Genomic DNA, 26629 nt, shown 5'->3' with positions numbered 1-26629 from the left:
TATATGTCAAAAATAACGTTATTTTGTATTCCTTTTGCAGGGGGTAATAAAACATTATATTATCCAATGAAAAGTAAATTACCAAGTTACATCGAATTTAAACCGTTAGAGCTACCGGGGCGTGGTGAAAGGTTGATCGAAACACCTTTAGATAGTGTGGAAGATATGGTTGAGGACTTAACACAACAAATTATTAAAGAAAAACCTGAAAAATTCATTTTACTTGGTTATAGTTTAGGGACGATTTTGGCTTATGAAATTTACTATAAACTTGAAATGATGGGTCACCAATTACCAGAACATTTAATTCTGTGTGCAAATGAGCCTATAGGTGTGTCAGATAAAAATAATGACATTGAAAATATGACGGACGAAGAATTTAAACAGTTTATTAAAAATAAAGGTGGTACATCAGAAGAAGTGCTCAACCATAAAGAATTATGGGACCTTGTTAAGCCATCTTTAAAAAATGACTTTTTAGCTGTAGATCGCTATGAAAATGAGCCGAAAGCGCACGAGGTTGGCGTGGATTTATCTGTATTTGTGGGTAAACAAGACGTGATTTGCGATGAGAATATATATAAATGGTCTGATTTAACAAAAGGTAATGTAGATTATCAGTTTTTTGAAGGTGGTCATTTCTTTATTAGTAATCACTATGAAGGCTTTAGTAAGGCCGTTAATGTCGTTTTAAATCAAAATAATGGTAAAGCAAAAATATAGATTATTTTAAAGTAAATGTGTTTTGTATGTCGGAACATATTGACAAATGCTGAATAATTTTATACTATTAATGGTGCACATATACACACACACAAGATTTAATACAATATTTCACACATATTATAAATCTTTTAAAAATAGAAATGTATAAATGATTAATCATGTCCAAAATGATTAATGAAAATTCTCAAATGATCGTATTATGAAAAAATAATAACTTAAAGGGAGGCAGTTAACCATGGCAGGTGGACCTAGAAGAGGCGGACGTCGTCGTAAAAAAGTTTGTTATTTCACAGCAAACGGTATTACACATATCGACTATAAAGACACAGAATTATTAAAACGTTTTATCTCAGAACGCGGTAAAATTTTACCACGTCGTGTAACAGGTACTTCAGCTAAATACCAACGTATGTTGACTTTAGCTATTAAACGTTCTCGTCATATGGCATTATTACCATATGTTAAAGAAGAACAATAATATATATTGTATCTGAATCATCCCGTAAGCTTATGCTTACGGGATTTTTTTGTAATTAAAAAGTTCACAGAATGTAAAGATGTTAACTATTTAATTTCATTTCTGTGTGTGATGATTTGATTTACTATACCATAATCAAGTGCTTCTTGCGTATTAAGCCAGTAGTCTCTAGCAGTATCTTCTGCAACCTTTTCTAATGGTTGACCAGTTTCATCTGAAATGAGTTTATTTAGTTTTTCGCGTGTTCTAATGATTTCTTTAGCTGTAATTTCCATCTCAGTAGACTGGCCTTGTACACCACCACTTGGTTGATGAATCATAAAACGTGTATTTGGTAGACTGTATCTATTTTCCTTTTGACCTGATAGATAAATCAATACGCCAGCGCTAACTACCCAACCAGAACCAATAATATTAACTTTAGGCTTTATAAAGTTAATCATATCATGTATGTAATAACCAGAATCTACATGACCTCCTTGACTTGATATAAACAAATTAATAGGTTCATTACTCATGGATTCTAGTAATAGTAATTTATTACAAACATCTTTAGCTACTTCATCATTGATTTCCCCTGAAATAATTACTGTTCTTGTCTTCAACATTTTTTCGGTTAATTCGGTATGGTTTTCATTTTTAATATCTTCTGTCATATTATTTCCCCCTTTTGGTTTATAATAATAAGAATAAATTAAATGTCAAAGATAGTCAAAACATAGTGTGTAGAAATACTATAGAAGAAATTAGTCATGCAAAAATCATCTCTTTGTCCCAATTTATTCATCATCTCTTTAGTCATTTAATTCGTAACCAAGATGTATATCTCTAGGACGGTTTTGTAGTCACTATGACCGACTCGACTCTATATTGTTTAGCCTTTAAGTTAATTCCTAATTGAGCAATTACAGGTGCGTGTGTATGACATCATGTGCGTGACATGCTAGTTAATTAAATGAATGTTAGTTACTTCAATTATATTGCTTGTATTATTTAAGGCGATAGGGCTATTAGCAGTATTAGTAAATAGATAACCCTATCTATAAATTTATTATTCCATTGATTTTCGTACTTTTTTCTAATATTAGTGTTTTAATTAAATGATTTATTTCTGCATGACTGCTAGAAATATTAGAGAAATAAAAAAAGCGGTATTATTCGCTTTTTAAATACATAAAGGTGCTTTTATTTTTTTATGGTCTGTGCTTTAATACCTTTAGTTACTGCTTCAGCAAAGCTATAGATGGAATGATTATAATGATGTGTTTGTTCTCTTGATGAACGATCGAGTCGGCCATCTTCGAAAAATTGTTTTCGATATTTAGTAGAAATTTCGATTTGCACACCAGAACCTGTATCATTCTGGTTAATGATATTTTGTGTTGAGTCACCATCTATATGGTGTGGGCTCTTTTCGACATTGAAACCAGATTTTTCAAGTGCTTTACGAATAGATTTAGCCATAGCTTTATCTTTACCACCAATATAAACAACTTTTTCTTGTTCTTGAACACCATGTATAGATATAGATTCTTCTGACTTATTGTTCATTTCTTTTAACTTAGGATCGTCAAAATGTGTAGAAGTAATGTGTAATTTAGAATTATTTGATTTTAGTAGGCCTTCGAAACTATATAGATTATAGTCACCTTTTTTAGAGATGATTTTAGCTAATTCGGAAGTGCCTGGCTCAATACCACCACCGTGAATCGCAGTAATAAGTATATCTTTATTGCTAGTTGTCTTTGTGTTAATTTGCCAGTCACGATGTTCTTGAGTATCTGATTTAAGGGCTGTAAAATCCCTATAATAGTCTTGATTGGCAGGGACGTCAGTTTTCCATACATATATAAAATATAACGCTAATAACAAGATGCCTACGAGCATTAACATAATAATGTAATATAAATAAGAATGAAAAGAATGTTTCATTATAATCTCCTGATTTATTGATTTTAATGGGTATTTATTAAACGAAATTTTGTAAAATGAGTTGTATCATTTTTTAAGCACGTAACTACTATTATAGTATAAAATGTAACAATCCACTTAGATTACCATCAATCCATGTTGTTGTCTATATAATTAAAATATCAGGTATTTTGGATAAATATATAAAAGCAGAGACAAGTCGATAGAATGGCTCTGTATTAATTTTGCAGTAAGTAATAGTTGAAGTTTACACTTAAAATTTGTATGTCATCTTTAGGTGTTATTTTTGCTACGCACATGGGTAGTTATTTACTATGAAATCTAAGTCTATGACTCAAAGTTAAATGACTTTATCATCATATTTATTAAGGTGTAGAAAAAATTTATAAAAGACATGTAAACTGTAATTCATAATATGAATTAAATGGAGGGTGTCATGTGGATATTATTACGACAATGCAAGTTGATGTTCCGGTAGAAAAAGTCTTTGAAGTTTTCGTTAATCCAAATGAAATAGGGGGATTTTGGTTTTCTTCTAGTTCTTCTAGATGGGAAGTAGGGAAAACAATTACCTTAGAGTATAAAGAATATGATGCTGTATTAGATATACAAGTGAAGGTGGTAGATTTAAATAGCCAAATTGAATTCACTTGGGGAGAGCGATCTGTCTCAATCCAATTTGAAGCTTCAGAAAAGGGAACCATTGTTACCACTATAGAGAGCACATTTGACGAAAAAGATATTGATTCGATGATTATGCAAAAAGAAGGTTGGGTATATATGTTAAGTTGTTTAAAAGCATACTTAGAACATAATGTGAAAATAAGAGCAGCGCTATTATAATCTATAAATAGCATTAATCCATAAGTTCTGAAGTCATTGAATTTATAGAGCTAGTATAATCATATATTTAAATAAAAACGAAGAATGTTAGATTTTAAAGAAATAGGGCATATATTTAACGTAGTGTATAAATAAAGAGTTTTATACTAAGTATGCTAAAATAACTAATATTTTATCAAAAATTGACGTGTAAAGGAGAATTAGTATGGAAAAATTTGATTTAATTATTTTGGGTTTTGGTAAAGGCGGTAAAACATTAGCTAAATATGCATCATCACAAGGTCAAAAAGTCGCAGTGATTGAAAAATCTAAAGCGATGTATGGTGGAACTTGTATCAATATCGGATGTATTCCATCGAAAACGTTAGTTCATGAAGGTCTCGTACATGGTTCTTTTGAAGAAGCATTTACTAGAAAAAAAGAAGTTGTAACTGCGCTAAACAATAAAAATTACAAGAATCTTGCAGATGATAAAAATATAGAAGTATTAGATTATACGGCCCGATTTAAATCTAATAATGAAATTGACTTATTCAACGAACATGGAGAAAGTATAGAAACAATTACGGCAGAAAATATTGTTATTAATACGGGTGCTGAATCAGTGATTCCAAAAATTGAAGGTGTAGAAACTTCAAAATATTTATATGATTCTACGGGTATCATGAACCTAGCTAAACAACCGAAACATTTAGTTATAGTTGGTGGCGGTTATATTGCACTTGAATTTGCAGCGATGTTTGCAAACTTTGGTACGAAAGTAACTGTGCTTGAACGTGGCGAAGACATTATGCCCAAAGAAGATAAAGAGATTGTTGAGCAGGTGAAATCAGATTTAAAAAATAAAGGTATTGATGTCGTGCTTGACGTAAATACAGAACGCTTTGAAGACGGTGAAAATAGCACCATCGTTCATACTACCAAAGGTGACTATGAAGCAGAAGCAGTGCTCTTGGCTACAGGACGTAAGCCAAACGTCGATTTGGGACTCGAAAACACAGATATTGTTCTTGGACAACATGGAGAAATTAGTGTGAATGAATATCTGCTGACAGATGTACCACATGTATATGCAATAGGCGATGTTAAAGGTGGTATGCAGTTTACTTATGTTTCTTTAGATGATTTCAGAATCGTTAAAGATCAGTTATTTGGTGACAGCCAGCGCTCTACTGAAAATCGAGGCGTTATGCCTTATACCGTATTTATAGATCCTCCTCTATCACGTGTAGGATTGACAGCGGTTGAAGCGAAAGCGCAAGGGTATAATGTATTGGAGAATGCGATTCCTGTTAACACAATTCCAAGACATAAAATTAATAATGATACTCGAGGATTGTTCAAAGCCGTAGTAGACAAAGATACAGAAGAGATTTTAGGTGTATCACTCTATGGTCAACAATCTGAAGAAATAATTAATTTAATAAAATTAGCAATAGATCAAAAGATATCATATAAAGTTTTAAAAGATAATATTTATACGCATCCGACGATGATTGAGTCATTCAATGATTTATTTAATGTATGATTGTACGTGAACTGACTATAATCATTTCATGAAAAGAGACTGAGACATAATTGTTTTAAGAAAAAAACGATTATATTTCAGTCTTTTTATATGTTGATCTTTATTACAATAAAGATTTAATAATCAGTCCTACAAGTTGGAAAGTACCTACAATTAAACATACTACACCAATGCTTATATAACTTTGCTTTTTACTTACGCCTTCCTTTTTGGAAGTTAATTTATTTAATACAAGCAACACGACGCCAATGAGAATGAGTAACACTGCGACAAACCACATTTTGCGTCCCTCCTTAGCCATCATTGCATGGTAAAAACCTTGTGTTATATCAATACCCGTTACGTAGTCTACACTAACGCCGTAATATGAGCGGGATGTTTCTAAAATGATTAATATAGGGATTTGATAAACGGCTATTATAATAATGAAATTAAATGTAAAATATTTTTTCGAAATTAAACATGTTAAACTTGGTAGACAGCCAAATGATTATGATGAAAGCCAATAGTATTATTCAATATTATTGAAGTTATATTGAAAGAGTAGACTTTTTAAGGGGGCATTTTTATATGGATATAGTATATGAATATCAATTTAATATCAATGACGTTGATGAAATGATGCATGTATATCATTCGAACGGTTGGGAAGGACATACACAAGAAGAGATTATAACGATATTTAATATGAGCACACATGTCATTATAGCGAAACAAGAAGGTAACGTAGTAGGTTTTGCAAGAGCCTTATCAGATGATGTTTTTAATGCAGCGATATATGATGTGGTCGTAGATGTGAAGTATCAATCACAAGGGATAGGTAAAAATATGATGGAATTAATGATTAAACGACTAGGAGAACTGTCGTGTATACATTTAATTTCAACGCATAGTAATGAAACATTTTATGAATCGTTAGGGTTTCGCAAATTGAAAACGGGCATGGCTATGTATTCAAATAAGAAATTAAAAACTGAGTATACTGTTTAAAATTGAACAGTTATACTCAGTTTTTTAGTGTGTTATTAAATTTGTAAAGAATGGTGACTCACGTCCTCATACGTATAATTTTTCAATAATGAGCAACCTAGAGGATGATGGCCATTATCTACGTAGTCATTTATTTCTTCTAGTACATCTAAAATTTCATATTCTGGTGTTGTAACATCGAAAGTATATTTGAATAGTTGCTTTTTATCGGAAAGGACAGTAGCAATTAATTCGTCATTATGCATTTTATAATTTAATAGTTGCATAGGAATCCCTCACTTTTAATTTTTTAGTTAGTTGAGAATGGATTTCACACTCTCATCAATTACATTATAATTATTACAATGTAATTCTAATTATACAATAAAATCATCGGAATGTGGAGGAATATGTTTAATCTTTTTAAAATAATTATAATTTAGGATAGCTTTTTAAAGAAGAAAATATAAAACGAATAGATACAAACGATAATTATTATAATATAAAGCTTTAGATTGATATTGACGATGTACTTTGATATGATACAAGGAATTAAATAAATGCTTTCTAGGGTTCCGCAACGTTAATGATTGGTCTGGTCCGAGAGAAAGCCACATCTTATATGTGACACGGAAGGATAAAAGCCTGGGAGATAGTAGTAATAACTATCTCTCAGGCTTTTTGTTATGAAGGAGGACATTATAATGAATTGGTTGAAAATTATCATTGCATCCATTTTTGAAGTAGCTTGGGTGGTTGGTCTAAACCATGCGAATACAAATTTAGAATGGATTTTAACAGTAATCGCTATATTTATGAGTTTTTACTTGTTAATTAAGGCTTCAAAAATATTGCCGGTTGGTACAGCATATGCAATCTTTGTTGGTTTAGGGACAACTGGTGTAACTTTATTAGACTTTGTTGTATTTGGTAAAGCGGTAAATTACGGGCAAATCATATTGATTTTGACACTTTTAGGCGGCGTGATTTGCTTGAAATTAGTTACATCAAAAGAAGGGGGAGAAGCATAATGGCTTGGATTATCCTTATATTTGCAGGACTTTTTGAAATGATTGGGATTACATTTTTGAATGCATTTGTAAATACGCAAAGAAAGTTAGCGCTATTAGGGCTTATAGGAAGTTTTACTTTAAGTTTTATAGCATTGTCCATTGCAATGGATCAATTGCCGATGAGTACAGCTTATGCAGTGTGGACAGGTATAGGCGCTGTTGGTGGTGCAGTATTAGGAATGATTTTATATAAAGAATCAAAGGATATTAAAAGAATTGTATGTATCGCAGTAATATTAGGTAGTACAATCGGCTTAAAACTACTTAGTTAAGCTGATTTATGAATGTAAAATGAATTGAAAAAAGACGACACATTTGTGTCGCCTAAGAGTAATATGTTCATGAATATAAAAGACTAGTAGTTGATTTTCAACTACATCTATAATATAACAATTTTCACAGTCACGTTCAACGAAAGTGTTGTACTAAGTGGTTTTCATTAAGACACAGATTGTCGAAGGCGTATTGTGATAATATGACTGAATTGATATTATTAAATCAAACTGGAGGTGTATATGATGGAAGGTCTTGCAGCATTTATAACAATTACTTTAATGATTATCATTGTTCCTGGTCCAGATTTTTTTGTAGTTATGAAAAATTCTATTGTAGCAGGAAAAGGTAATGGGGCTATGGCGGCGTTAGGTATTACAACAGCGCATGTTTTTTATTCATTACTTGCAGTATTTGGAATTATATTTATTTTAGCAAATATGTACTATGTGTTTGTCACAATTAAAATTTTAGGCGCTTGTTATCTTATTTATTTAGGCATAAAGAGTATCGTTGCTGCGCGCCAAAGCATGAATTTTTCTGCAACGCAATTGCAGTCGAGACAAATGAGTTATTTGAACTCTTATCGTCAAGGCTTCTTTAGTACAGTATTAAATCCTAAAGCATTATTATATTACATAAGTATCTTGCCACAATTTATAACAACGGGTGATGGGGTCTCATCTCAAGTTGCAATACTGTCGGCAATTGTGACAACTGTTATTTTACTATGGTTTATTTTTTGTGTATTCATATTTCAATATATTAAATTATTATTTACTAATCGCAAAGTAAAAGCAGCTTTCGATTATACCATAGGTGCAGTTTTGATTGGGTTATCAATAAATTTATTGTTCAGCAAAAATAGCTAGTAGGGTTTAGCGTATTACTTTGTAATCGCAATAGAAAAAGGTGCCTCACGTTGGGAGGCGCCTTTTTCTATTGTTAATAAACTTTTTTCTATGACTAAAAATTTATTAATACCATGTTAAGTGTCAATAATTTTTAAAAAGAACGATGATTTATTTCAATTTTTGCACTAATAGTCATAATTTATCTACATATTAAATTTTTTATTTATTTATAATAATGAAAGAGAAAGGGGAGAAACAATTTGAAAAATATATTTAACCCAATGCAAAGGCTTCATTTTTATGCAGCATTATTTATAACACCGTTATTAATTACATTAACGATATCGGGGATTGGTTTTCTGTTCTTTCAAGAGGTGGAAAATAATGTGTATAAAACAGAGTTCTTTGGTAACAGTTCTAATCAACAACACCAAACAATGAATCAAGCTGTGGAACAAGTAGAGGAGAAGTTTGAAGGATTTTATATTAGTAAAGTGAGTATATTGGCAGAACCGTATAATAATAGAATTACTTTGGATGATATGGCTGGAAATCAAAGGTATGTATTTCTAGATGAGCATAATCAAATCGTAGCCGATCAAAATGCTAAACATACATATGCGAATGTAATGAGAAATATTCATAGTTCACTATTTACTGAAAATACGATTATTAATTATTTAGTAGAGCTTACTGCATGTTGGACAATTTTCATGATTATATCTGGAACTTATATGCTTATTAAGAAAAAGCTAATTTCAAATAAAAGTAAAAAATTAAAATTTCAGAAATGGCATGGTACATTGGGCCTCATTGTAGCAATACCATTGTTCATTTTAGTGCTTACTGGTTTACCGTGGTCAGGTTTTATGGGGGCTAAAATCGCTGGTATTATGGATAACTCTGGTACATTAGGACAATCAGAGCTGGCTGTAAACCCACCTAAGTCAGATGTGAATGAAATACCATGGGCTACACGTAGTAACCAACAACCGGCATCTAAAGAAACGTCTGCGCACCATGGTAGCGGTGAGATACCAAATACAAAAATCCAACACCAAATTACGATTGATAAAGTAATAGCACAAGCCCAAAAAGAGCATATAACCAAACCTTATTCGATAGTTTATCCATCAAAAGCAGAAGCAGCATTTACAGTATCTAAAGGTAGTAACACAGGCGTAACAGGATTGGATGTATCACCCTATGATGAAAAGACGCTATATTTAGATCAATATAGTGGGGAAAATTTAGGGGAAGTGACGTATCAAGAATATGGTGTGATAGGCAAATGGTTTACATGGGGTATTCCATTACATGAAGGACATTTATTTGGCGTTGCAAATAAAGTTATTAACCTACTTATTTGTGTAGCGTTGTTGGTTGCAATTGGACTAGGATTAACATCGTGGATTAAACGTATGGGTAATCGCAAGGTTAAAGTACCTGTAAGAGTTCAAAAACCAATGTCTATTTCATTAATTATTGTACTTGTCATACTAGGTCTGTTAATGCCATTATTTGGATTATCTATCCTCGTCGTATTTATAATAGAAGCGCTACTATATTTTAGGGATAAAAAGACACATGATAAAAATTAAGTTTGAGCGTGCCTAAGTAGTTATATAGTTGTGTTTGTAGCATGTAATAAAAAAAGAACTGGAACCACACTCAACGTGTGGACTTTCCAGTTCTTTTTTAGATTGAAATGCCTTACATATCCATGTCATGGATTTTCATCATTAACCCATGAGGAATATCATCGTGGCTAACGACTTCTTTTTTGTAAAATGTTTCTCCGTCATCTTTAGATATCAATTTAACAAAATCACCTTTTTGTGGTTTGAAGTCTTCATCATGTTTTAATTTGATATTATTAGTGACGAGGCCATCTTTTTCACTCACTACTTTTTCAGCAGTCGTAGCGTTCGCCATGTAACCATAGTATGTGCTTTTTTGACTAGAGAGTAGCATCATTACAGTTACGGCAACACCAATGATAATTAAGGCACTAATTAAAGATATTGTTAATTTATGCTTCATCGTTATCTCTCCTTTTCATAAGCATAAGTGATAACATAGCATTCGTATACCCAGATATATAAAGTTCCCGATATTGTCATAATTACATTAACAAAGGGCTCTCCATCGATTACTAAAGACGTTGGGCCAAAGTAACTAATTGGCGTTAACTACTAAAAAACATAACTTAATGCCACAACTAAAATATAACTATGTCGTTAATGTGCGGAATTTAATAAGCATACACTGTTATATCTAATCATTAAGGACAGAAGTATGCTTTTTCAGATATAAGCACTTTAATGCCACGGTAAACATTTTTGATAGTATACCAAATTGTGATGATTATTAAAATAATGGCTATTGTTAATGTCACAATCGCAAAGGTTGTGTTCTGTTGGTCGAACAGCATTGAACCTGAGGCAACACCAATAACTAATAAGATTGGTCCTACATACGTTATAATATGATAGAGTAATGATTTAGCTGCATGTGTGGCAGCAGGCTTATCTGCTAAAATCCATATAATAATTGGAACGATAATTGGTGCGAAGAATATGCTGAAATAACTGATTGCAGCTAATACACGTCCACCTTGTGTATCATTATGAACATTTTGTTCATTCATAGTTATCACCTCATATATAATAGTAACAAGACTATAATTTAAGATAAAGGTCGATAGCTTCATATGACATTATTGTTATGTATGGTTTAGCATGTTAGGAAAGATATAAGATATGTGTTAAGTCACTTATATTTTAAAGAAGAGAGGCATAAATATATGAAAATTTATTTGGTTAGGCATGGGGAATCACAATCGAACTATGATAAGAAAAACGGGAACGATTATTTTTGTGGGCAATTAGATGTATCTTTAACTGAGAAAGGTACACGTTCTGCACAATTATTACAACATTACTTTGAAAAACAGAAAATTGATTGTATTTATCTATCTGATTTAACACGTACAAGACAGACATATAATGCAATATTTGATAAGGATATACCTGCACATGCGACGTCATTATTAAGAGAACGTTCTTTAGGTGCATTTGAAGGTGTAAAAGTAAAAGAGATAGAGCATAATCCGAATTATGAACATTATTTTAATGACGATCATTATCGTTCATTTCGCCATAGTTTTACACAAAAGGCGCCAGAAGGTGAAAGCTATAGAGATGTTCTAAATCGAGTAGCGCAATTTTTTGAAAAAGAGATAGATACATCGTTAGAATCTATTGCTATTGTCGCACATCAAGTTGTTATCCGTTGTATCCTTGTATATTTAGGGTATGAAACAGAGGAGACCGCAGTGGATAAAAAGGTTGAAAATTGCGTACCTATCGAAGTTGAAAAGTGATTTTTAAAACTTGATACATTTTATTAATAAAAAAACCTGAACTACAAAATATGTAAGTTCAGGTTAGTATCTTTTAGCTGCTGTTAAGCTTTCATGAAATCCTTGAAATAAGGTATTGATATTGTCTAAAAAGCTACCAACAATAACGGCTAGTATGACGTAGGTAACACTTAGCGCAATCGTTTTAAAAGAAACGACGCCATCCTTTTCTTGCTTCTCAAAGAGATTATAAGCTATGAAGACAGCAGCCATTGCACCTAACAGAATTGTGAGTACCATAGGGAGCCTCCTTAAAATGATTAACGAGTGGCTGTGCTTCTATTAATTTGTTATTTAACTTGTATTTATCATAACAAATCTAACTTTGAAAAAAACAGAGATATCATATTAAAAAACCTTACAATTATGTAAGGTTTTTTACGAGAATAAGTCAATATAGGTGACTTATTTAAGGATGAATAGCGTCAGTGCTGTGTTAATAGCATAAATTAACATGTCATCATTTTGTAATATGTCAGTTAAATGATAATGTTTTAACGGACGACTGAGACTTATTTATCTACAGCATCTGATTTAATACCTTTATCTTTTAAGAATTGTTTGATTTTATCTTGTTGTTTTCCGTTAACATCTCCAGCGTATTTTGTAGAAACATCAACGACATTTAATTCATTCTGAGGTTGATAGTCTAATTGTTCCACATCTTCATCTGCATTTTTAATTGTGGTATTTAAAGAAGTGAAGTAGGTAATAATACGATCAACATTTTCCTTATAGCCTTTCGGTAACTTGTTGTTGTTTACAAACTTTTTAAAACGTACGTCATTCTTAATCGCATTGTGTGATAGTTCTGATAGATATTTTGCTTGTTTATCTGTTATTTTAGTATCTGAAGCGGACTGTTTATCTAGTTTGTATTGCATGAGGTATTTATTGTCGATGATATCTGAATTGACATCTAAATATTTCTTGATTGCTTTGTTCATTTCGGCTTCGCTAATAGTTTCGCCTTGTTTATCTGATTTAAAGATATCTTTTTCAGTTACTTTTTTTACATTTTTTGGTGCATGTTTTTCATTGTGATCTTGATTGTCGTCGTCTGGATCGCTATTTGAACACGCTGATAGGATAACGGTTAGTACCAATACCAACGTTAAAAGTATACTTTTCTTCATAAATTACTATTGCTCCTTTAGTCATAGTTATGCGAATATAACACTGCTATGTTAAATGTTTAAACGCGTTCTTAAAAATTATAACTTAAGCGTATCATGTAGCGCTATCGATTTGAATGCTCTATTAAATAATAAACGCACAATCTTTTGAACAAAACATATTCTTTAATAGAATAAAGAAATTAATTGATTGAGATGCTAAAGTAGCATCATCTATATTCATGGGCAAGTATACACAAAAAAGCTACCATCAAGTCTTATGACTTGGTGGTAGCTTAAGAAGCATTGTATTTACAGTTTTTATAAATTATTACAGTAACGATAGGGAATGATTAATGTCTAATGATATAATCAAAAGCATTTAGGGCTGCATTTGCTCCAGCACCCATAGATATAATGATTTGTTTATTACGATCATCAGTCACATCACCTGCTGCGAAAATACCAGGGATGCTTGTTGCATTTTTGCGATCAATCATAATCTCATTAGCTTGATTTAATTCTACATAGTTACTTAACCATTCTGTATTCGGTAATAAACCAATTTGAACAAAAATACCCTCAAGTTCTAAAGTATGCTCTTCACCGGTTGCTTTATCCTGATAATTAATGCCAGTAACTGCATCGTCTCCAAGTACTTCAGTTGTTTGAGCATTTTTAATTACTGTTACGTTAGGTAACGAATTCAAACGCTCTTGTAATACGTTATCTGCTTTAAGGTTGGCATTACGTTCAAGTAACGTAACGTGTTTTACAATACCGGCAAGATCGATTGCAGCTTCTACACCAGAATTTCCACCACCGACAACAGCGACGTTTTTATTTTCAAATAAAGGTCCATCACAATGTGGACAGAATGCTACACCCTTATTAATTAAAGCTTCTTCACCAGGAACTTCCAGCTTACGCCAGCGTGCACCTGTAGAAATAATAACGGTTTTACTTTGTAATTGAGCACCATTGTCTAAAGTGACAACAATACCATTATCAGTTTTTTCGATATCACTCGCACGAATACCTGTCATTACGTCGACATTGTATTGATTGATATGGTCTTCAAGCGCAGATGAGAATTTAGGACCATCTGTTTCTTTGACCGTGATAAAGTTTTCGATAGCAGCAGTATCGTTAACTTGGCCGCCAATACGATCAGCTACAATACCTGTACGTAATCCTTTACGTGCAGTATAAATTGCTGCACTACCACTTGCTGGACCCCCACCGACAATGAGTACGTCATACGGATCTTTGTCGTTAAATTCTGATGGGTCTGCTTGACTACCTAACTGAGTTAAAATATCTTGAATGGTCATACGCCCATTACCAAACTCTTCTCCATCAAGGAAAATAGCTGGGACAGCCATGATATCTTCAGATTCTTCTCTGAAAATAGAACCATCAATCATAGAATGCGTAATATTAGGATTTAATAAACTCATCAAGTTTAAAGCTTGAACCACATCAGGACATTTTTGACAAGTCAAACTAATATAAGTTTCAAAATGTAGTGGGCGGTCTAACGCTTTAATTTGATCAATTACGGATTGTTCTTCTTTAGGCGCACGTCCACTTACTTGTAATAAAGCAAGGACAAGTGAGTTGAATTCGTGACCCATTGGTAAACCAGCGAACGTAATACCTGTTTCTGTGTCGGGTGTATTCACTGAGAAGCTAGGCGTACGTTTTAGCTTAGTTTCTTCTATAGTAATGTGAGGTGACATGGCAGATACTTCATCTAATAATTCTTTTAATTCTTTAGATTTGTCATCTGAGCCAATACTAGCGTTTAAGACAACGTCACCTTCCATTAATTGTAATAATTGTTTTAGTTGTGATTTTAGCTGATCATCAAGCATTTAAATCAATGCCTCCTTAGATTTTACCTACTAAGTCAAGACCAGGTTGTAATGTTTCTGAACCTTCTTCCCATTTTGCTGGGCAAACTTCGCCTGGGTGTTGACGTACATATTGTGCTGCTTTAATTTTGTGTACTAATGTGCTAGCGTCACGGCCAATACCGTCAGCGTTAACTTCAGCTGCTTGTACAATACCATCTGGGTCTACAATGAAAGTACCACGTTGCGCAAGACCAGCTTCTTCATCTAATACATCAAAATTACGAGTAATAGCTTGTGAAGGATCACCAATCATAGTGTATTGAATTTTGTTGATAGCTTCTGAATGGTCGTGCCAAGCTTTGTGTACGAAGTGTGTATCAGTTGAAACTGAATATACATTTACACCTAATTCTTGTAATTTATCATATTGACCTTGTAAATCTTCTAATTCAGTAGGGCATACGAATGAAAAGTCTGCTGGATAAAAACAAACAACACTCCATGAGCCTTTTAGATTTTCATCTGAGATTTCAAAAAACTCATCTTTCTTTGGATCATAAGCATTAGCTGTGAATGGTACAATTTCTTTATTAATTAAAGACATAAAAACATCCTCCTGATTTTTAAGTTAATTTAAATTAGATTATCATAATTACTTAATTATAATAATTCTAATCTTTCGTTTTCTATTATCACATTTCCAGAATGATTCGTCAACAATGTAAACTCACATAATAAAAAGGACAAAATAACGCATATATTTAGACTATACGGCATAATAAGTTGTTTCATCTATATATAATTAAGAAAGCATTTACATGAAACATGTAGGCTTACTACATATTTAATATCCGTTTAATTCTCAACTAAACATATGAAATTGAGAAGATTGGACACGATTATTATTGAAATAGAGCGTAAATCGGTCATTGTGTAGCGGATTTATTAATTTGAAAGCAGTAAAAAGCTGACCAAGTATTATACTTAGTCAGCTGAGCTCTGTAAATTCAACTTATCTGTCCCAATATCTTGCTCTATCAAAAGCTTGAGAAATTGTTTGAGGATGATCTGAAACAAAGACACCTGCAGCCTCTAATGATAATTTAGCATTAGACTTAGATAACGCTTGAGCGGCACTTTGATTTAAAATTAATGGTTTATTGTGCTTATATGTGAGCTCTGTAAATTCTTCTACAGATGGATGAATATCGCTACCATCGGATAATACTATAATACTGTCGAATAACGTTGGATGAGCTGTATCAAACGTTTCAGTTATACCAAATGATTCACTGATATTTTCAGGATATTGTCCTACAAAGGCATAGTTCAATTTATTTTCTGTGAATGTTTGTGCATACAATTTTAAAGTTTCTATATCAATGTTCCCATTAATTAAGACAGCAACTGAATGACCTGGTAAAGGGATGTCATATTTTTCCATAGTCAATTGACTGTCTTTAGCGTTAGAGTCAACTTCCTCGTTTAACTCTGGGACTTCTACGCCGACATTTTTGGCGACACGTTCAGCTAGTTCTCTATCGACTTTATTGAGTTGGTTCACTGCGTTTTGTTTGACCATAATAGAATTGCACATACCAATTTCGAATGAAAAACCATCAACAGTATGGTCGTATTCATCTTTGCTTAAGCTATTCAAATAAAGCTTGGGTTGGCTATAATAATCTTTAAAACTCTCACTACGTTTACGAATTTTATGCCCTTCAACTTTTTCTTGATAATGTTCATAGCCACCATCTTCTTTAGCTGTAGTATGAGGATCATTATTGTTTAGCGCATTTTTATGATAAGCAACTTGGCCTTTATTGATAGTCGTTTGATGCATTGCATCTCTTTGATTGTTGTGTACGTCGTTTACAGGTCGATTAATAGGTATTTGATTAAAGTTTGGACCACCTAACCTTGAAATTTGTGTGTCAGTGTATGAGAATAGTCGACCTTGTAATAGTGGATCGTTTGAAAAATCAATGCCAGGAACAATATGTCCAGGATGGAAAGCGGCTTGTTCTGTTTCATCAAAGACATTAGTGACGTTTTTATTAAGAGTCATTTTCCCTATTTTTTGAACGGGTACCTGATCTTCTGGCCAAATCTTTGTCGGATCTAAAATGTCAAAATCAAAATCAAATTCTTGTTCAGGGCGAATCACTTGGATACCGAATTCCCACTCAGGGTAATCCCCTTTTTCAATAGATTCATATAAGTCTTTACGATGGAAATCGACATCTTTACCATGTAATATTTGCGCTTCATCCCAAACGAGTGATTCTAAACCATGCAGTGGCTTCCAATGGAATTTAACAAAATGAGACTGTCCTTGACTGTTAACAAGGCGAAAAGTGTGTACGCCGAATCCTTCGATCTGTCTAAAGTTTTTAGGAATACCACGATCACTCATTGCCCACATTGTCGTGTGTGTTGTTTCTGGATTTTGTGCGAAGAAGTCCCAAAAGGTATCATGGGCAGAACCGCCTTGGGGCATTTCGTTATGTGGTTCAGGTTTAACTGCATGGATTAAATCTGGGAACTTAATAGCATCTTGAATGAAAAATACTGGAATGTCATTACCGACTAAATCAAAAATACCTTCATCAGTATAAAATTTCGTTGCAAAACCGCGTACATCTCTAACGGTATCTGGTGAACCCTTTGAGCCTTGTACAGTTGAAAAGCGAACGAACACAGGTGTTGTTTTATTAGGTTGAGTAAGAAAATCTGCAGAAGTATATTCGGATAAATCTTTGTAAACTTGGAATTCACCGTGTGCGCCAAATCCTCTTGCGTGGACAATACGTTCAGGAATACGTTCATGGTCGAAGTGCATAATTTTTTCTCTGAAATGAAAGTCCTCTAATAAGCTAGGTCCACGTTCTCCAACTGTTAGTGTGTTTTCGTCTTCGTTAACTTTAACGCCGTTATTTGTTGTCATTGCTTTATCGTCATTACTTTTCGTAACTTCATTTAATTGATCTTGCTTTTTATTACTCAAAAAAATCCCCCCACACCTAAAATTTTAGTTATCACAATTTTTGTTTTCCACAAAAAACTAAAAGGAAACATTTACACTTAATTTAGATGGAACTATATCGCTATATTTAGATAATTGTTGTTTTCAATAAATAATATTGTTATCTATACACGCACATTGCAAGGAAGCGATTTCAAAAATTCGATTAATATTTTGTGCTGTATTATTAAAATTTAATTTACTGTTTTCCTTTTAATGGTGGGGAAAAATGGGTAAACATAATATAAGCAATCAATGTGTGTGTCTGTTAAGATATGGATATAATTTCTACGTAAAGAGGAGAGGATTTCATGTCTGAACATGTTTATAACTTATTGAAAAAACATCATTCGGTGAGAAGTTTTAAAAAAGAGCCAATTTCAGAAGAGCATATTAAACAACTTGTAGAAGCGGGGCAAAGCGCATCTACATCTAGCTACTTACAAACTTATTCGATCATTGGTGTACAGGATCCTGAAATTAAAGAAGATTTAAAAGAAGTTTCGGGCCAACCATATGTTGTGGAAAATGGTTATTTATTTGTTTTTGTAATGGATTATTACAGACATTCTATCATTAATGAAGAATCAAAAAGTAATATGGAAACATCATTTGAATCTGCAGAAGGTTTACTTGTAGGAACAATTGATGCAACTTTAGTAGCACAAAATATTGCAGCTACGGCTGAAGACATGGGCTACGGCATCGTTTATTTAGGTTCTTTAAGAAATGATATAGAAAGAGTTAGAAAAGTATTAAATTTACCTGAGCATACTTTCCCACTTTTTGGTATGGCATTGGGTGTACCAGAAGATGATGAAGGTGGTAGTCCTAAACCACGTCTACCGTTTGAACATGTTTTCCATCAAGATAGATATAACACCGACAAAGCGCAACAACGGGAAACGTTAAAATTATATGACCAAACAGTAAGTGAATACTATAAGGCACGCACGAATGGTGAACGTTCTGAAACATGGTCTAATCAAATTGCTAACTTTATGAGTTCTAAACAAAGATTAGATATGTTAGAACAATTAAACAAGGCTGGCTTTATTAGAAAATAGGCGGTTAAGGTGTGAACGTTTCATTATTATTATTTAAAATATAATGTTATTTAGTTAATTTACAAAAGAAAGGGGGGGGTTCTGTTGAGTATGTTTAATAGATTATTTAGTAAAAAGGCACATGCGACAGATTATCGGAATTCAAGTGATCGATACATCTATTCTTCTACCAGCAAACTAACCCCTGATGAAGTACAGGATTATTGGGTGAAGATGGCTCAAAAGCTTGTGGTTGGTACGATGAATTCCGTGGACCACACAGCCGAACGCATTTTTATTTTGTTATCTTTTGAAGCAAAAGCGTCTAGTATGGACATTTTTTTCCAAATGGATGGCCAGCTTAGAATGTGGAATGATTTAGATAATGAAGATCATAAAAGAGAAATTTCACATAACTTAATTTCTCAAGCACCTAATATAGTAAAACAAGTAAATTGTTTATACGATAGTGTTGATATGACAAGGATAGCTTATTCTCAAATTCAATTTGAGTTTGAAAGTAAAGCATGGTATTTACATGATATAACACAGGATAGTGTTGAAGCACAATTAGATAAAGATCCCGCCTTTTTAAAGTGGTTTGATGATGTGTCTAAAGCCATTGATGGGCTCCCGTTAGACAGCAAGCAAAAAATAACGTGGGGGCCGTTCAAGCCTGTATAATAAGTTGAATTTTAAGTGAATAATTTACGTTGGTTTCTGAAGTGTTTGTTAATTTAACGATTAATAAACACTTCAGAAGTTTTTTTATGTATAGATTAACTGGACATTAGACAAGCGGGTGAGTGCTAACTGTGTTAAGTAAATCAATGTTTTAAGTGTCCATGTATAAAAGTGTTATAGGGTCAAATGAGTTGAAGGTATTTTGAAATATAAAAAGGTTGGAACCCACTGCAGTGACCTGACGTAATGTTACGTTAAGTGTGCGCGATGGGTTCCAACCTTTTATTTATAATCAGCGAAGTAATTAGAAGACAATAGTTTAAGCAGTTGATATTTTATAAATCAATTAACTATTGGCAGTAATTTCACCGTATTCATTTGAATTGTAAGTCTCTTTGTCTAAATTATTTGTGAGTTTTGCTGTACCTGTACCTGCTAGCATAGAATCATTTACATTTAACGCCGTACGTCCCATATCGATTAATGGTTCCACAGAGATAAGTACACCTGCAAGTGCAACTGGTAAATTCAATGTTGAAAGTACTAAGATAGATGCAAATGTTGCACCGCCACCTACGCCAGCAACGCCGAATGAACTAATTACAACGACGCCGATGACTGTTAATATAAATTGCAGATTAACCTCAACACCAGCTGCTGGAGCGACCATAACAGCTAGCATTGCTGGATAAATACCAGCACAGCCATTTTGACCAATAGATAAACCAAATGAAGCGGCGAAGTTTGCGATGCCATCTGGGACACCTAAACGATTTTTTTGTGTTTGTACATTAAGTGGTAAAGACCCCGCACTTGAACGAGAAGTAAATGCGAAAAGTAAGACTTCCCCAGTTTTCTTAACGAATGTAACTGGATTTAATCCAATACCCGCAACAATTATGAGATGAATAATATACATAACGATTAATGCTGCATAAGATGCAATTACAAATTTACCTAGCGTCCATATTGCGGCGAAGTCGCTTGTCGCAATAGTTGATGTCATAATAGCTAAAATACCATAAGGTGTTAAGCGTAAGACAAACGTTACAATTGCCATCACTAAGGCATATAGTGCATCGATACCACGTTTTAATAAATTACCACTTTCTGGTTGTTTACGCATAACACGTAAAAAGGCGAAACCAATAAATGCAGCAAAGATAACGACTGCAATGGTAGAAGTCGTACGTTGACCTGTGAAATCTAAGAATGGATTACTTGGCAACAATTCTAAGATTTGTTGAGGCAATGTATTGGCTGACATATCTTTAGCTTGGCTTGCGATTTCACTACCACGTGAACTTTCAGCATTTCCTAAATCAATGGTTGAAGCATCTAAGCCAAATACAAGTGCTGAAATAATACCTACAATTGCAGCAATGGCAACTGTGCCAATTAAAAATGTGAAAATATAAATACCAATTTTAGCAAATTTATCTCCAATTTTAATTTTAGTGAATGCTGATACGATAGAAATAAAGATTAATGGCATGACTATCATTTGTAGCAATGCGATGTAGCCATCTCCAACGATACTAAACCAGTCTGTTGTCTGTTTAGTTATGCTAGAGTCCACACCGTAAATAAGATGGATGACAATACCGTAAACGATACCGACACCTAATGCAGTAAAGACGCGTTTTGGAAATGAAACATGTCTTTTGTTCATTGCATATAATACGATGAGGAAGGCCACGAAAATAATAATGTTAAGAATAGTTAATAACATAAATAAGGACCCACACTTTCTTTTTAATATTTTTGTAATCCGATACGCCTACTAAGGATAGTAGCAAATTCAATAATATTCAAGCTTATTACTCAATAAATTTATAAAATTAAAATGACTTTATTTTCTGACAATAATTGTGTGCATTTAAATGCTTTGCATTGACGAAATAGAGTAGGGAAGGGGTTCTTATTTAAGCGGATATTTGGTGAAGTTAATTGGGAAAATAAAAAACCATCCCAATAAGATGGAATGGTTTGTATAGGATGATTTATATTATAAATTAAATAATTTAGCGAAGAAGCCTTTACGTTCTTCTTTTGGTTGTTCGTTTGTAGCAGGTGTTGTATAGGTTTGATTATCTGATGCAGTTGTCGCAACGTCTTCATTTGATGTTTGGTCATCTTTAGCTACGCTATCACTTTGAATTGTTGCAGTATCAGTTGTTGTATGATCATCTATTGTTACATCTTTTGATTCATTGTTGCTAGCTGAATCATTAGATGTATGCGTAGCATCTGTTTTCGCTTCAGTAACAGGTGATACAGATGGTTGTTCACTTACTGCTGTAATTTCAGTATCTTCTGTTTGTACTTGGGCTGAAGTATTGTCTTTATCTTCAGAAGTGTTATCAGTGATTTCGTTAGTGTGTGCATGTGTTTGTTCTGTTGTAGTATCAGTCAGTATGTCTTTAGTGCTAGCTGTTGTAGTACTTTGGTTCGCACTGATGTGATTTGTTTCAACATTTGCTTGTGCAATATTTGTTTGTTCTTGCTGTGAATCTTGGATTGCACTTTGTGTTGTTTTGATTTCATCTGTTGATGTTTGAATGGCTTTTAATGATTCTGTATTTGAATCTAACTTAGTTGTGATTTGCTCTTGCATTTCACGTAATTCAGTTTGTTGTTGATGCACTTGGTTAATCATTTGACCAAGCATTTGGCGTTCATCACGCATCTTCTGAATTTCAGAACGTAAATCATCTACGAGTTGAGAAACATTTTGATCAGTTGGTAAATTACTATTGTCTTCTTTTACAAGTACTTGTAAAAAATCTTTTTCTTTTTCTAACTCATCGAAAGCTAAGTCATAACTATTCGTTTGTTTAACTTTTTCCGCAATATCTTGGAAAAGTTCGATATCCTCTTCTTGGAAATCAGTAGCTTCACGGCCACGGTATTCAGTTTTACTAAGTTGGTAACCGCGTTCTTCTAAATGTTGAACGATTTTACGGACTTGTTTTTCACTTAGCTCAACGCGTTGTGCAAATTCTTTGGTTAACATAGAAATAAGTCCTTTCATAATTGGTTTATGTATACGGACGTTTGTCTTCGGTTAGTGAAACGTCAGTCTTACCTCTACGTTAGTTTAACCTCTTTTAATAGTGATTTCAAGTGCTTCTCACAATCGTTTACGCAAATCCATTTCTTCAAGTAATGGATAAATAATACTTCTAGATATTCTATTGGCAAACACATATTTCAAAATATAATTTGATTTAATACTTGGACCAAAGATATCTTTAGTCAATTCGATATTCGATTTTATAAACAGATCTTTTGGTATACCATTTGAGTTTCCATGGATGCCTGGTGATAAATAATCAATATCAAATTGTCTTTCGAAACCATGTTCGAAGAGAAATTGACGTCTATTATCCAAGATATGTACATCAACTTCAGAAATTTCATCTGGTTCTTTTTCTACTTCTAACATAATAAAATTCACATCATGTGAATGCAATTGGTTGGATAAAGCGTTGATCTCAGCTTGGATACGTTCTAGCGTTAAAGTGATTAATTCATCATGGTTTGGCTGGTCATTGGCGATTAAATAGATTAAAAAGGCAGAGTTTGTGGTAGCTTCGTAGTGTGCAGTCGCTAGACTTACAGGCGCACCGTCTTCTATACCTACTAAAAATACATAATCATCCTTTGTATGTACATTCTTTAAAGATTGTTTGAATATATGTTCTTCTTCTGATAAACCGATATCAAATTTTCCATCGTATAGTTTGATAGCTAAATCAAACAATGGATCGTCAATTGATGTGATGGTTTTAAACTCCATAGATGATCCTCCCCAAAAATTATTGTGTTCATTATAACATAGTCATTTTTGTATCATTAATGTAATCTTTGAATAGTTATGTATGTAATCTAAAAGTGGACATTAACTCAGGTCGTTAATGTCCACAAAGTGATTAATCTACTTAAGATTTAGGTCCTCTTGATTCTTCAGCATAGTGATTAAATTTTTCATTCGGATCATAAGCAGCATTAGCTTCTTCTACTTCTTCATGTGAAGAAGTATCTTTAGTCGCTATTACAATATATTTATGATTTAAAATTTCTTGTTTATATCTTTCTTTATCACTTTCGGAAAGATCGAAATAAGATAAGACAACATCTTCTCCATCTTCTCCAACTAAAAGTCGGGCCATTTTATCACTAAACGTGCCACTCGTTGAAGTTAAACTCACTTCAGAATCATTCAATTCTTCAATATGAAGTTTAGACTTACTAACTACTGATAGTTCTGATTCTTTATAGCCCTCAGAAAGCTTAGTTCTAATCGTTTTTAATAGTGCGTCTTCGCTGTTTTCTACAATAGTGAAATCTGACATTTAAAGCCCCTCCATCCGTTGTTCTGTGAATAATTAATATTTACCCTCATATATATGATATAAAACGAATATAACTTTATTATATAACGAAGTTTTAGCTAAGACAAATATGAATTTGACAGTATTTAAAGCGATTACATTTTAAAGGGTGTATTAAATAAACATTGCTATAAAGCGATTACATATAAAGTTCATATTGAAAAGAAGGCCGAAGTTTGCTATCATCAGTTAATAATTTATCTAACTCATATAATCTAAAGGATACGGCTTTAGAAGTTTCTACCATGTCGCCATTAACGATGTGACTATGAGTAACCTATACAATACACAAGTAATTCATATTCAGCAGTTCTCTAAGTTGTTTGGACTTTAAGCGCTTATATAGAACATATATATCAACGTTGATGTTAGTCTAACTTTTATACATATGATTGGGAAATGAATGTAGAAGTTTTAATTACAACAGCACAAGTTATAAGTTGGAGAATCACTGATTTTGGTATTGCAAGTTCACTCATAGATCCTGAAACTAAGTTAGTTTAGGGTTTTTTTTGTACACAAAATGAGGAGGTTTTTTCGAGTGGATTTGTTGAAACAGAAAGTCGAAGCAGATGGTGTAGTGATTGATGAAAAGATTTTGAAAGTGGACGGATTTTTAAATCATCAAATTGATGCAAAGTTAATGCATAGCGTAGGGCAAACGTTTTATGAACAATTTAAAGACGCAGGTATTACTAAAATATTAACGATAGAAGCTTCAGGTATTGCTCCGGCGATTATGGCAGCTATGCATTTTGATGTACCATGTTTATTTGCTAAAAAAGCAAAACCAAGCACTTTAACAAAAGATGTCTACCAAGCAGATATCCATTCATTCACAAAAAACACAACAAGTACTGTCATCGTCGCTAAGGAGTTTCTTGGAGCGCATGACCGTGTGTTAATCATCGATGATTTTTTAGCAAATGGTGATGCTTCACTTGGATTAAATGAGATAGTACAACAGGCGCAGGCAACAACTGTGGGCGTGGGTATAGTAGTAGAGAAGAGTTTCCAACCAGGTAGAGAACGATTAGAGTACGCAGGCCTTAAGGTTTCATCATTATGTAAAGTGGCTTCTTTAAGTGGTAATAAGGTAACATTCTTAGGAGAAGAAGTATGAAAACCTTCATTTTAAGTTTACAACATCTGTTAGCAATGTATGCAGGTGCTATACTTGTACCGATAATAGTAGGAACAAGTTTAGATTTTACGCCAGAACAAATTGCTTTCTTAGTTACTGTTGATATATTTATGTGCGGTTTAGCAACATTTTTACAAGTTTGGAAAGGCACGGGTACTGGCCTTCCTATTGTATTAGGATGTACTTTTACAGCTGTTGCACCGATGATCTTAATTGGACAAACGAAAGGCATTAGTGCTTTGTATGGCTCTTTATTCTTATCGGGTATTTTAGTCGTAATCATTGCGCCATTCTTTTCACATCTCGTGAAGTTCTTCCCGCCAGTAGTTACAGGAAGTGTTGTAACAATTATTGGGATTAACTTAATGCCTGTTGCAATGAATTACTTAGCGGGTGGCGAAGGCGCAAACGATTATGGCGACGCTAAGAATATTATACTTGGAGCAACGACATTAATCGTTATTCTCATAGTACAACGGCTAACGACGGGATTCTTAAAATCCATTGCTATCTTAATCGGGTTGATTGTTGGCACAGTTCTAGCATCATTTTTAGGTATCGTAGATGTAAATCAAATCGGATCTGCACATTGGTTTGCGCTGCCACAACCGTTTAGATTCGCCACGTTTAGTTTTGATTTCGGTGCAACGCTTGTATTCTTTATTGTTGCACTAGTCAGTTTAATTGAATCCACAGGTGTATATCACGCTTTAAGTGAAATCACTGGGAAAAAACTTGAACGTAAAGATTTTCGCAAAGGTTATACTGCGGAAGGAATTGCCATCATATTAGGATCGATATTTAATGCGTTTCCTTATACGGCATATTCGCAAAATGTTGGTTTAGTGTCATTGTCAGGTGCTAAAAAGAATAATGTTATTTATGGCATGGTTATATTATTGCTTATTTGTGGCTGTATTCCTAAATTAGGTGCCTTAGCAAATATGATCCCACTTCCAGTTTTAGGTGGCGCTATGATAGCAATGTTTGGCATGGTTATGGCATATGGTGTTAGTATATTAGGTAATATTAATTTTAAGAATCAAAATAATTTGTTGATTATTGCTGTATCAGTTGGACTAGGAACGGGTATAAGTGCAGTACCTCAAGCATTTAAAGCCTTAGGTGAGCAGTTTGCATGGTTAACGCAAAATGGTATTGTCCTTGGAGCAATTTCGGCAATTATTTTAAATTTCTTTTTTAATGGAATTAAGTATCAACAAAAAACGGAAGTTATGAAATAATGTAACTATCAA

General features: G+C 33.2%; 29 protein-coding genes and 2 riboswitches. Of the genes, 14 read left to right on the top strand and 15 right to left on the bottom strand.

The window, feature by feature from the left end; translation table 11 throughout:
* The first annotated feature begins 3 nt into the window (after positions 1-3).
* Positions 4-723, top strand: a complete 720-nt coding sequence (locus QMO72_RS12555) for a thioesterase II family protein (RefSeq protein WP_069824674.1) — start codon at positions 4-6, stop codon at positions 721-723.
* A 238-nt stretch (positions 724-961) separates the two neighbouring features.
* On the top strand, positions 962-1204 hold the full coding sequence (gene rpsR / locus QMO72_RS12550; protein WP_002484306.1) for a 30S ribosomal protein S18: 243 nt from the start codon (positions 962-964) through the stop codon (positions 1202-1204).
* An 86-nt stretch (positions 1205-1290) separates the two neighbouring features.
* On the opposite strand, the gene QMO72_RS12545 is transcribed toward rpsR, so the two are convergent.
* The gene (locus QMO72_RS12545) at positions 1291-1860 is read right to left on the bottom strand and encodes an ATP-dependent Clp protease proteolytic subunit (RefSeq protein WP_103266562.1); all 570 of its coding nucleotides are present in this window, start codon (positions 1858-1860) and stop codon (positions 1291-1293) included.
* A gap of 529 nt (positions 1861-2389) precedes the next feature.
* Positions 2390-3136, bottom strand: coding sequence for a poly-gamma-glutamate hydrolase family protein (locus tag QMO72_RS12535; RefSeq protein WP_103266560.1), 747 nt, complete (start codon positions 3134-3136; stop codon positions 2390-2392).
* 438 nt (positions 3137-3574) lie between these two features.
* On the opposite strand from QMO72_RS12535, the gene QMO72_RS12530 reads away from it, so the two are divergent.
* Entirely contained in the window at positions 3575-3979 is a 405-nt protein-coding gene (locus QMO72_RS12530) for an SRPBCC domain-containing protein (RefSeq protein ID WP_103266559.1), read from the top strand.
* Between the two features lie 205 nt (positions 3980-4184).
* Positions 4185-5507, top strand: a complete 1323-nt coding sequence (merA, locus tag QMO72_RS12525; protein ID WP_103266558.1) for a hypothiocyanous acid reductase MerA — start codon at positions 4185-4187, stop codon at positions 5505-5507.
* 103 nt (positions 5508-5610) lie between these two features.
* On the opposite strand, the gene QMO72_RS12520 is transcribed toward merA, so the two are convergent.
* Positions 5611-5787, bottom strand: coding sequence for a hypothetical protein (locus tag QMO72_RS12520; RefSeq protein WP_176721605.1), 177 nt, complete (start codon positions 5785-5787; stop codon positions 5611-5613).
* A 290-nt stretch (positions 5788-6077) separates the two neighbouring features.
* Here QMO72_RS12520 and QMO72_RS12515 point away from each other — a divergent pair, with 290 nt between their 5' ends.
* Positions 6078-6497: a GNAT family N-acetyltransferase gene (locus tag QMO72_RS12515; RefSeq protein ID WP_103266556.1), complete on the top strand. Its 420-nt coding sequence runs from the start codon at positions 6078-6080 to the stop codon at positions 6495-6497.
* A gap of 35 nt (positions 6498-6532) precedes the next feature.
* Here QMO72_RS12515 and QMO72_RS12510 read toward each other — a convergent pair whose 3' ends face one another.
* Positions 6533-6763 (bottom strand): hypothetical protein, encoded by a 231-nt coding sequence (locus tag QMO72_RS12510; RefSeq protein WP_046836910.1) that lies wholly within the window; start codon positions 6761-6763, stop codon positions 6533-6535.
* 269 nt (positions 6764-7032) lie between these two features.
* A riboswitch (guanidine-I (ykkC/yxkD leader) is annotated at positions 7033-7130 on the top strand.
* 50 nt (positions 7131-7180) lie between these two features.
* On the opposite strand from QMO72_RS12510, the gene QMO72_RS12505 reads away from it, so the two are divergent.
* The 4 genes from QMO72_RS12505 to QMO72_RS12490 all read left to right on the top strand — a co-directional run bounded on the left by QMO72_RS12505 (position 7181) and on the right by QMO72_RS12490 (position 10277).
* Positions 7181-7507, top strand: a complete 327-nt coding sequence (locus QMO72_RS12505) for a DMT family transporter (protein WP_103266554.1) — start codon at positions 7181-7183, stop codon at positions 7505-7507.
* Positions 7507-7821 (top strand): DMT family transporter, encoded by a 315-nt coding sequence (locus QMO72_RS12500; protein WP_103266552.1) that lies wholly within the window; start codon positions 7507-7509, stop codon positions 7819-7821. The genes QMO72_RS12505 and QMO72_RS12500 overlap by 1 nt, the downstream gene beginning before the upstream one ends.
* Before the next feature lie 246 nt (positions 7822-8067).
* Positions 8068-8694, top strand: a complete 627-nt coding sequence (locus tag QMO72_RS12495; protein ID WP_103266550.1) for a LysE family translocator — start codon at positions 8068-8070, stop codon at positions 8692-8694.
* Between the two features lie 242 nt (positions 8695-8936).
* Positions 8937-10277 carry a PepSY-associated TM helix domain-containing protein gene (locus QMO72_RS12490; protein WP_103267464.1) on the top strand — a complete coding sequence of 447 codons (1341 nt, stop codon included), beginning with the start codon at positions 8937-8939 and terminating at the stop codon, positions 10275-10277.
* A 112-nt stretch (positions 10278-10389) separates the two neighbouring features.
* On the opposite strand, the gene QMO72_RS12485 is transcribed toward QMO72_RS12490, so the two are convergent.
* Complete coding sequence (locus tag QMO72_RS12485) at positions 10390-10719, bottom strand: DUF4889 domain-containing protein (RefSeq protein WP_103267465.1); 330 nt, start codon at positions 10717-10719, stop codon at positions 10390-10392.
* Positions 10720-10960: 241 nt separating this feature from the next.
* Positions 10961-11326, bottom strand: a complete 366-nt coding sequence (locus tag QMO72_RS12480) for a magnetosome magnetite crystal formation protein family (RefSeq protein ID WP_103267466.1) — start codon at positions 11324-11326, stop codon at positions 10961-10963.
* A 156-nt stretch (positions 11327-11482) separates the two neighbouring features.
* Between QMO72_RS12480 and QMO72_RS12475 the strand changes: the two genes are divergently transcribed.
* The gene (locus QMO72_RS12475; RefSeq protein WP_103267467.1) at positions 11483-12061 is read left to right on the top strand and encodes a histidine phosphatase family protein; all 579 of its coding nucleotides are present in this window, start codon (positions 11483-11485) and stop codon (positions 12059-12061) included.
* Between the two features lie 63 nt (positions 12062-12124).
* Here the strand turns inward: QMO72_RS12475 and QMO72_RS12470 are convergent, their stop codons facing one another.
* The 5 genes from QMO72_RS12470 to QMO72_RS12450 form a co-directional block, all read right to left on the bottom strand.
* On the bottom strand, positions 12125-12340 hold the full coding sequence (locus tag QMO72_RS12470; protein WP_046836902.1) for a hypothetical protein: 216 nt from the start codon (positions 12338-12340) through the stop codon (positions 12125-12127).
* 272 nt (positions 12341-12612) lie between these two features.
* Complete coding sequence (locus QMO72_RS12465; RefSeq protein ID WP_069824686.1) at positions 12613-13236, bottom strand: NDxxF motif lipoprotein; 624 nt, start codon at positions 13234-13236, stop codon at positions 12613-12615.
* Positions 13237-13568: 332 nt separating this feature from the next.
* A complete protein-coding gene (gene ahpF / locus QMO72_RS12460) occupies positions 13569-15092 on the bottom strand; it encodes an alkyl hydroperoxide reductase subunit F (RefSeq protein WP_103267468.1) in 1524 nt (507 codons plus the stop codon).
* A gap of 16 nt (positions 15093-15108) precedes the next feature.
* On the bottom strand, positions 15109-15678 hold the full coding sequence (gene ahpC / locus QMO72_RS12455) for an alkyl hydroperoxide reductase subunit C (protein WP_046836899.1): 570 nt from the start codon (positions 15676-15678) through the stop codon (positions 15109-15111).
* Positions 15679-16086: 408 nt separating this feature from the next.
* Positions 16087-18084: a catalase gene (locus QMO72_RS12450; protein WP_103267469.1), complete on the bottom strand. Its 1998-nt coding sequence runs from the start codon at positions 18082-18084 to the stop codon at positions 16087-16089.
* 329 nt (positions 18085-18413) lie between these two features.
* Here QMO72_RS12450 and nfsA point away from each other — a divergent pair, with 329 nt between their 5' ends.
* Positions 18414-19169 (top strand): oxygen-insensitive NADPH nitroreductase, encoded by a 756-nt coding sequence (gene nfsA / locus QMO72_RS12445; RefSeq protein WP_103267470.1) that lies wholly within the window; start codon positions 18414-18416, stop codon positions 19167-19169.
* Between the two features lie 90 nt (positions 19170-19259).
* Positions 19260-19832 carry a hypothetical protein gene (locus QMO72_RS12440; RefSeq protein ID WP_103267484.1) on the top strand — a complete coding sequence of 191 codons (573 nt, stop codon included), beginning with the start codon at positions 19260-19262 and terminating at the stop codon, positions 19830-19832.
* A gap of 346 nt (positions 19833-20178) precedes the next feature.
* Here QMO72_RS12440 and QMO72_RS12435 read toward each other — a convergent pair whose 3' ends face one another.
* From QMO72_RS12435 to QMO72_RS12420, 4 genes are all read right to left on the bottom strand, one after another.
* Positions 20179-21564, bottom strand: a complete 1386-nt coding sequence (locus QMO72_RS12435; RefSeq protein WP_103267471.1) for an L-cystine transporter — start codon at positions 21562-21564, stop codon at positions 20179-20181.
* Positions 21565-21840: 276 nt separating this feature from the next.
* Positions 21841-22848, bottom strand: coding sequence for a hypothetical protein (locus QMO72_RS12430; RefSeq protein ID WP_103267472.1), 1008 nt, complete (start codon positions 22846-22848; stop codon positions 21841-21843).
* Positions 22849-22965: 117 nt separating this feature from the next.
* A complete protein-coding gene (locus QMO72_RS12425) occupies positions 22966-23634 on the bottom strand; it encodes a hypothetical protein (RefSeq protein WP_103267473.1) in 669 nt (222 codons plus the stop codon).
* 142 nt (positions 23635-23776) lie between these two features.
* Positions 23777-24190 (bottom strand): general stress protein, encoded by a 414-nt coding sequence (locus tag QMO72_RS12420; protein ID WP_069824694.1) that lies wholly within the window; start codon positions 24188-24190, stop codon positions 23777-23779.
* Between the two features lie 225 nt (positions 24191-24415).
* Positions 24416-24518: riboswitch (purine riboswitch) on the top strand.
* 252 nt (positions 24519-24770) lie between these two features.
* On the opposite strand from QMO72_RS12420, the gene xpt reads away from it, so the two are divergent.
* Positions 24771-25352 carry a xanthine phosphoribosyltransferase gene (gene xpt / locus QMO72_RS12415; protein ID WP_103267474.1) on the top strand — a complete coding sequence of 194 codons (582 nt, stop codon included), beginning with the start codon at positions 24771-24773 and terminating at the stop codon, positions 25350-25352.
* Positions 25349-26617 (top strand): xanthine permease PbuX, encoded by a 1269-nt coding sequence (pbuX, locus tag QMO72_RS12410; RefSeq protein ID WP_103267475.1) that lies wholly within the window; start codon positions 25349-25351, stop codon positions 26615-26617. Before xpt ends, pbuX begins: the two co-directional genes overlap by 4 nt.
* Positions 26618-26629 lie beyond the last annotated feature (12 nt).

The organism is Staphylococcus casei (assembly GCF_030294405.1).
Lineage (GTDB): Bacteria > Bacillota > Bacilli > Staphylococcales > Staphylococcaceae > Staphylococcus > Staphylococcus succinus.
The sequence above is the reverse complement of the archived record's forward strand: the minus strand, read 5'-3'. Positions and strand labels throughout refer to the sequence as shown.

Coding starts and splice junctions, on each gene's coding strand:
- nfsA (WP_103267470.1), top strand. CDS start 18,414: ATGTCTGAACATGTTTATAACTTATTGAAAAAACATCATTCGGTGAGA.
- merA (WP_103266558.1), top strand. CDS start 4,185: ATGGAAAAATTTGATTTAATTATTTTGGGTTTTGGTAAAGGCGGTAAA.
- QMO72_RS12470 (WP_046836902.1), bottom strand. CDS start 12,340: ATGGTACTCACAATTCTGTTAGGTGCAATGGCTGCTGTCTTCATAGCT.
- pbuX (WP_103267475.1), top strand. CDS start 25,349: ATGAAAACCTTCATTTTAAGTTTACAACATCTGTTAGCAATGTATGCA.
- QMO72_RS12435 (WP_103267471.1), bottom strand. CDS start 21,564: ATGTTATTAACTATTCTTAACATTATTATTTTCGTGGCCTTCCTCATC.
- rpsR (WP_002484306.1), top strand. CDS start 962: ATGGCAGGTGGACCTAGAAGAGGCGGACGTCGTCGTAAAAAAGTTTGT.
- QMO72_RS12555 (WP_069824674.1), top strand. CDS start 4: ATGTCAAAAATAACGTTATTTTGTATTCCTTTTGCAGGGGGTAATAAA.
- ahpC (WP_046836899.1), bottom strand. CDS start 15,678: ATGTCTTTAATTAATAAAGAAATTGTACCATTCACAGCTAATGCTTAT.
- QMO72_RS12440 (WP_103267484.1), top strand. CDS start 19,260: ATGTTTAATAGATTATTTAGTAAAAAGGCACATGCGACAGATTATCGG.
- QMO72_RS12535 (WP_103266560.1), bottom strand. CDS start 3,136: ATGAAACATTCTTTTCATTCTTATTTATATTACATTATTATGTTAATG.
- QMO72_RS12510 (WP_046836910.1), bottom strand. CDS start 6,763: ATGCAACTATTAAATTATAAAATGCATAATGACGAATTAATTGCTACT.
- QMO72_RS12520 (WP_176721605.1), bottom strand. CDS start 5,787: ATGTGGTTTGTCGCAGTGTTACTCATTCTCATTGGCGTCGTGTTGCTT.
- QMO72_RS12420 (WP_069824694.1), bottom strand. CDS start 24,190: ATGTCAGATTTCACTATTGTAGAAAACAGCGAAGACGCACTATTAAAA.
- QMO72_RS12500 (WP_103266552.1), top strand. CDS start 7,507: ATGGCTTGGATTATCCTTATATTTGCAGGACTTTTTGAAATGATTGGG.
- QMO72_RS12425 (WP_103267473.1), bottom strand. CDS start 23,634: ATGGAGTTTAAAACCATCACATCAATTGACGATCCATTGTTTGATTTA.
- QMO72_RS12485 (WP_103267465.1), bottom strand. CDS start 10,719: ATGAAGCATAAATTAACAATATCTTTAATTAGTGCCTTAATTATCATT.
- QMO72_RS12430 (WP_103267472.1), bottom strand. CDS start 22,848: ATGTTAACCAAAGAATTTGCACAACGCGTTGAGCTAAGTGAAAAACAA.
- QMO72_RS12515 (WP_103266556.1), top strand. CDS start 6,078: ATGGATATAGTATATGAATATCAATTTAATATCAATGACGTTGATGAA.
- QMO72_RS12495 (WP_103266550.1), top strand. CDS start 8,068: ATGGAAGGTCTTGCAGCATTTATAACAATTACTTTAATGATTATCATT.
- QMO72_RS12465 (WP_069824686.1), bottom strand. CDS start 13,236: ATGAAGAAAAGTATACTTTTAACGTTGGTATTGGTACTAACCGTTATC.
- QMO72_RS12505 (WP_103266554.1), top strand. CDS start 7,181: ATGAATTGGTTGAAAATTATCATTGCATCCATTTTTGAAGTAGCTTGG.
- QMO72_RS12545 (WP_103266562.1), bottom strand. CDS start 1,860: ATGACAGAAGATATTAAAAATGAAAACCATACCGAATTAACCGAAAAA.
- QMO72_RS12475 (WP_103267467.1), top strand. CDS start 11,483: ATGAAAATTTATTTGGTTAGGCATGGGGAATCACAATCGAACTATGAT.
- ahpF (WP_103267468.1), bottom strand. CDS start 15,092: ATGCTTGATGATCAGCTAAAATCACAACTAAAACAATTATTACAATTA.
- QMO72_RS12480 (WP_103267466.1), bottom strand. CDS start 11,326: ATGAATGAACAAAATGTTCATAATGATACACAAGGTGGACGTGTATTA.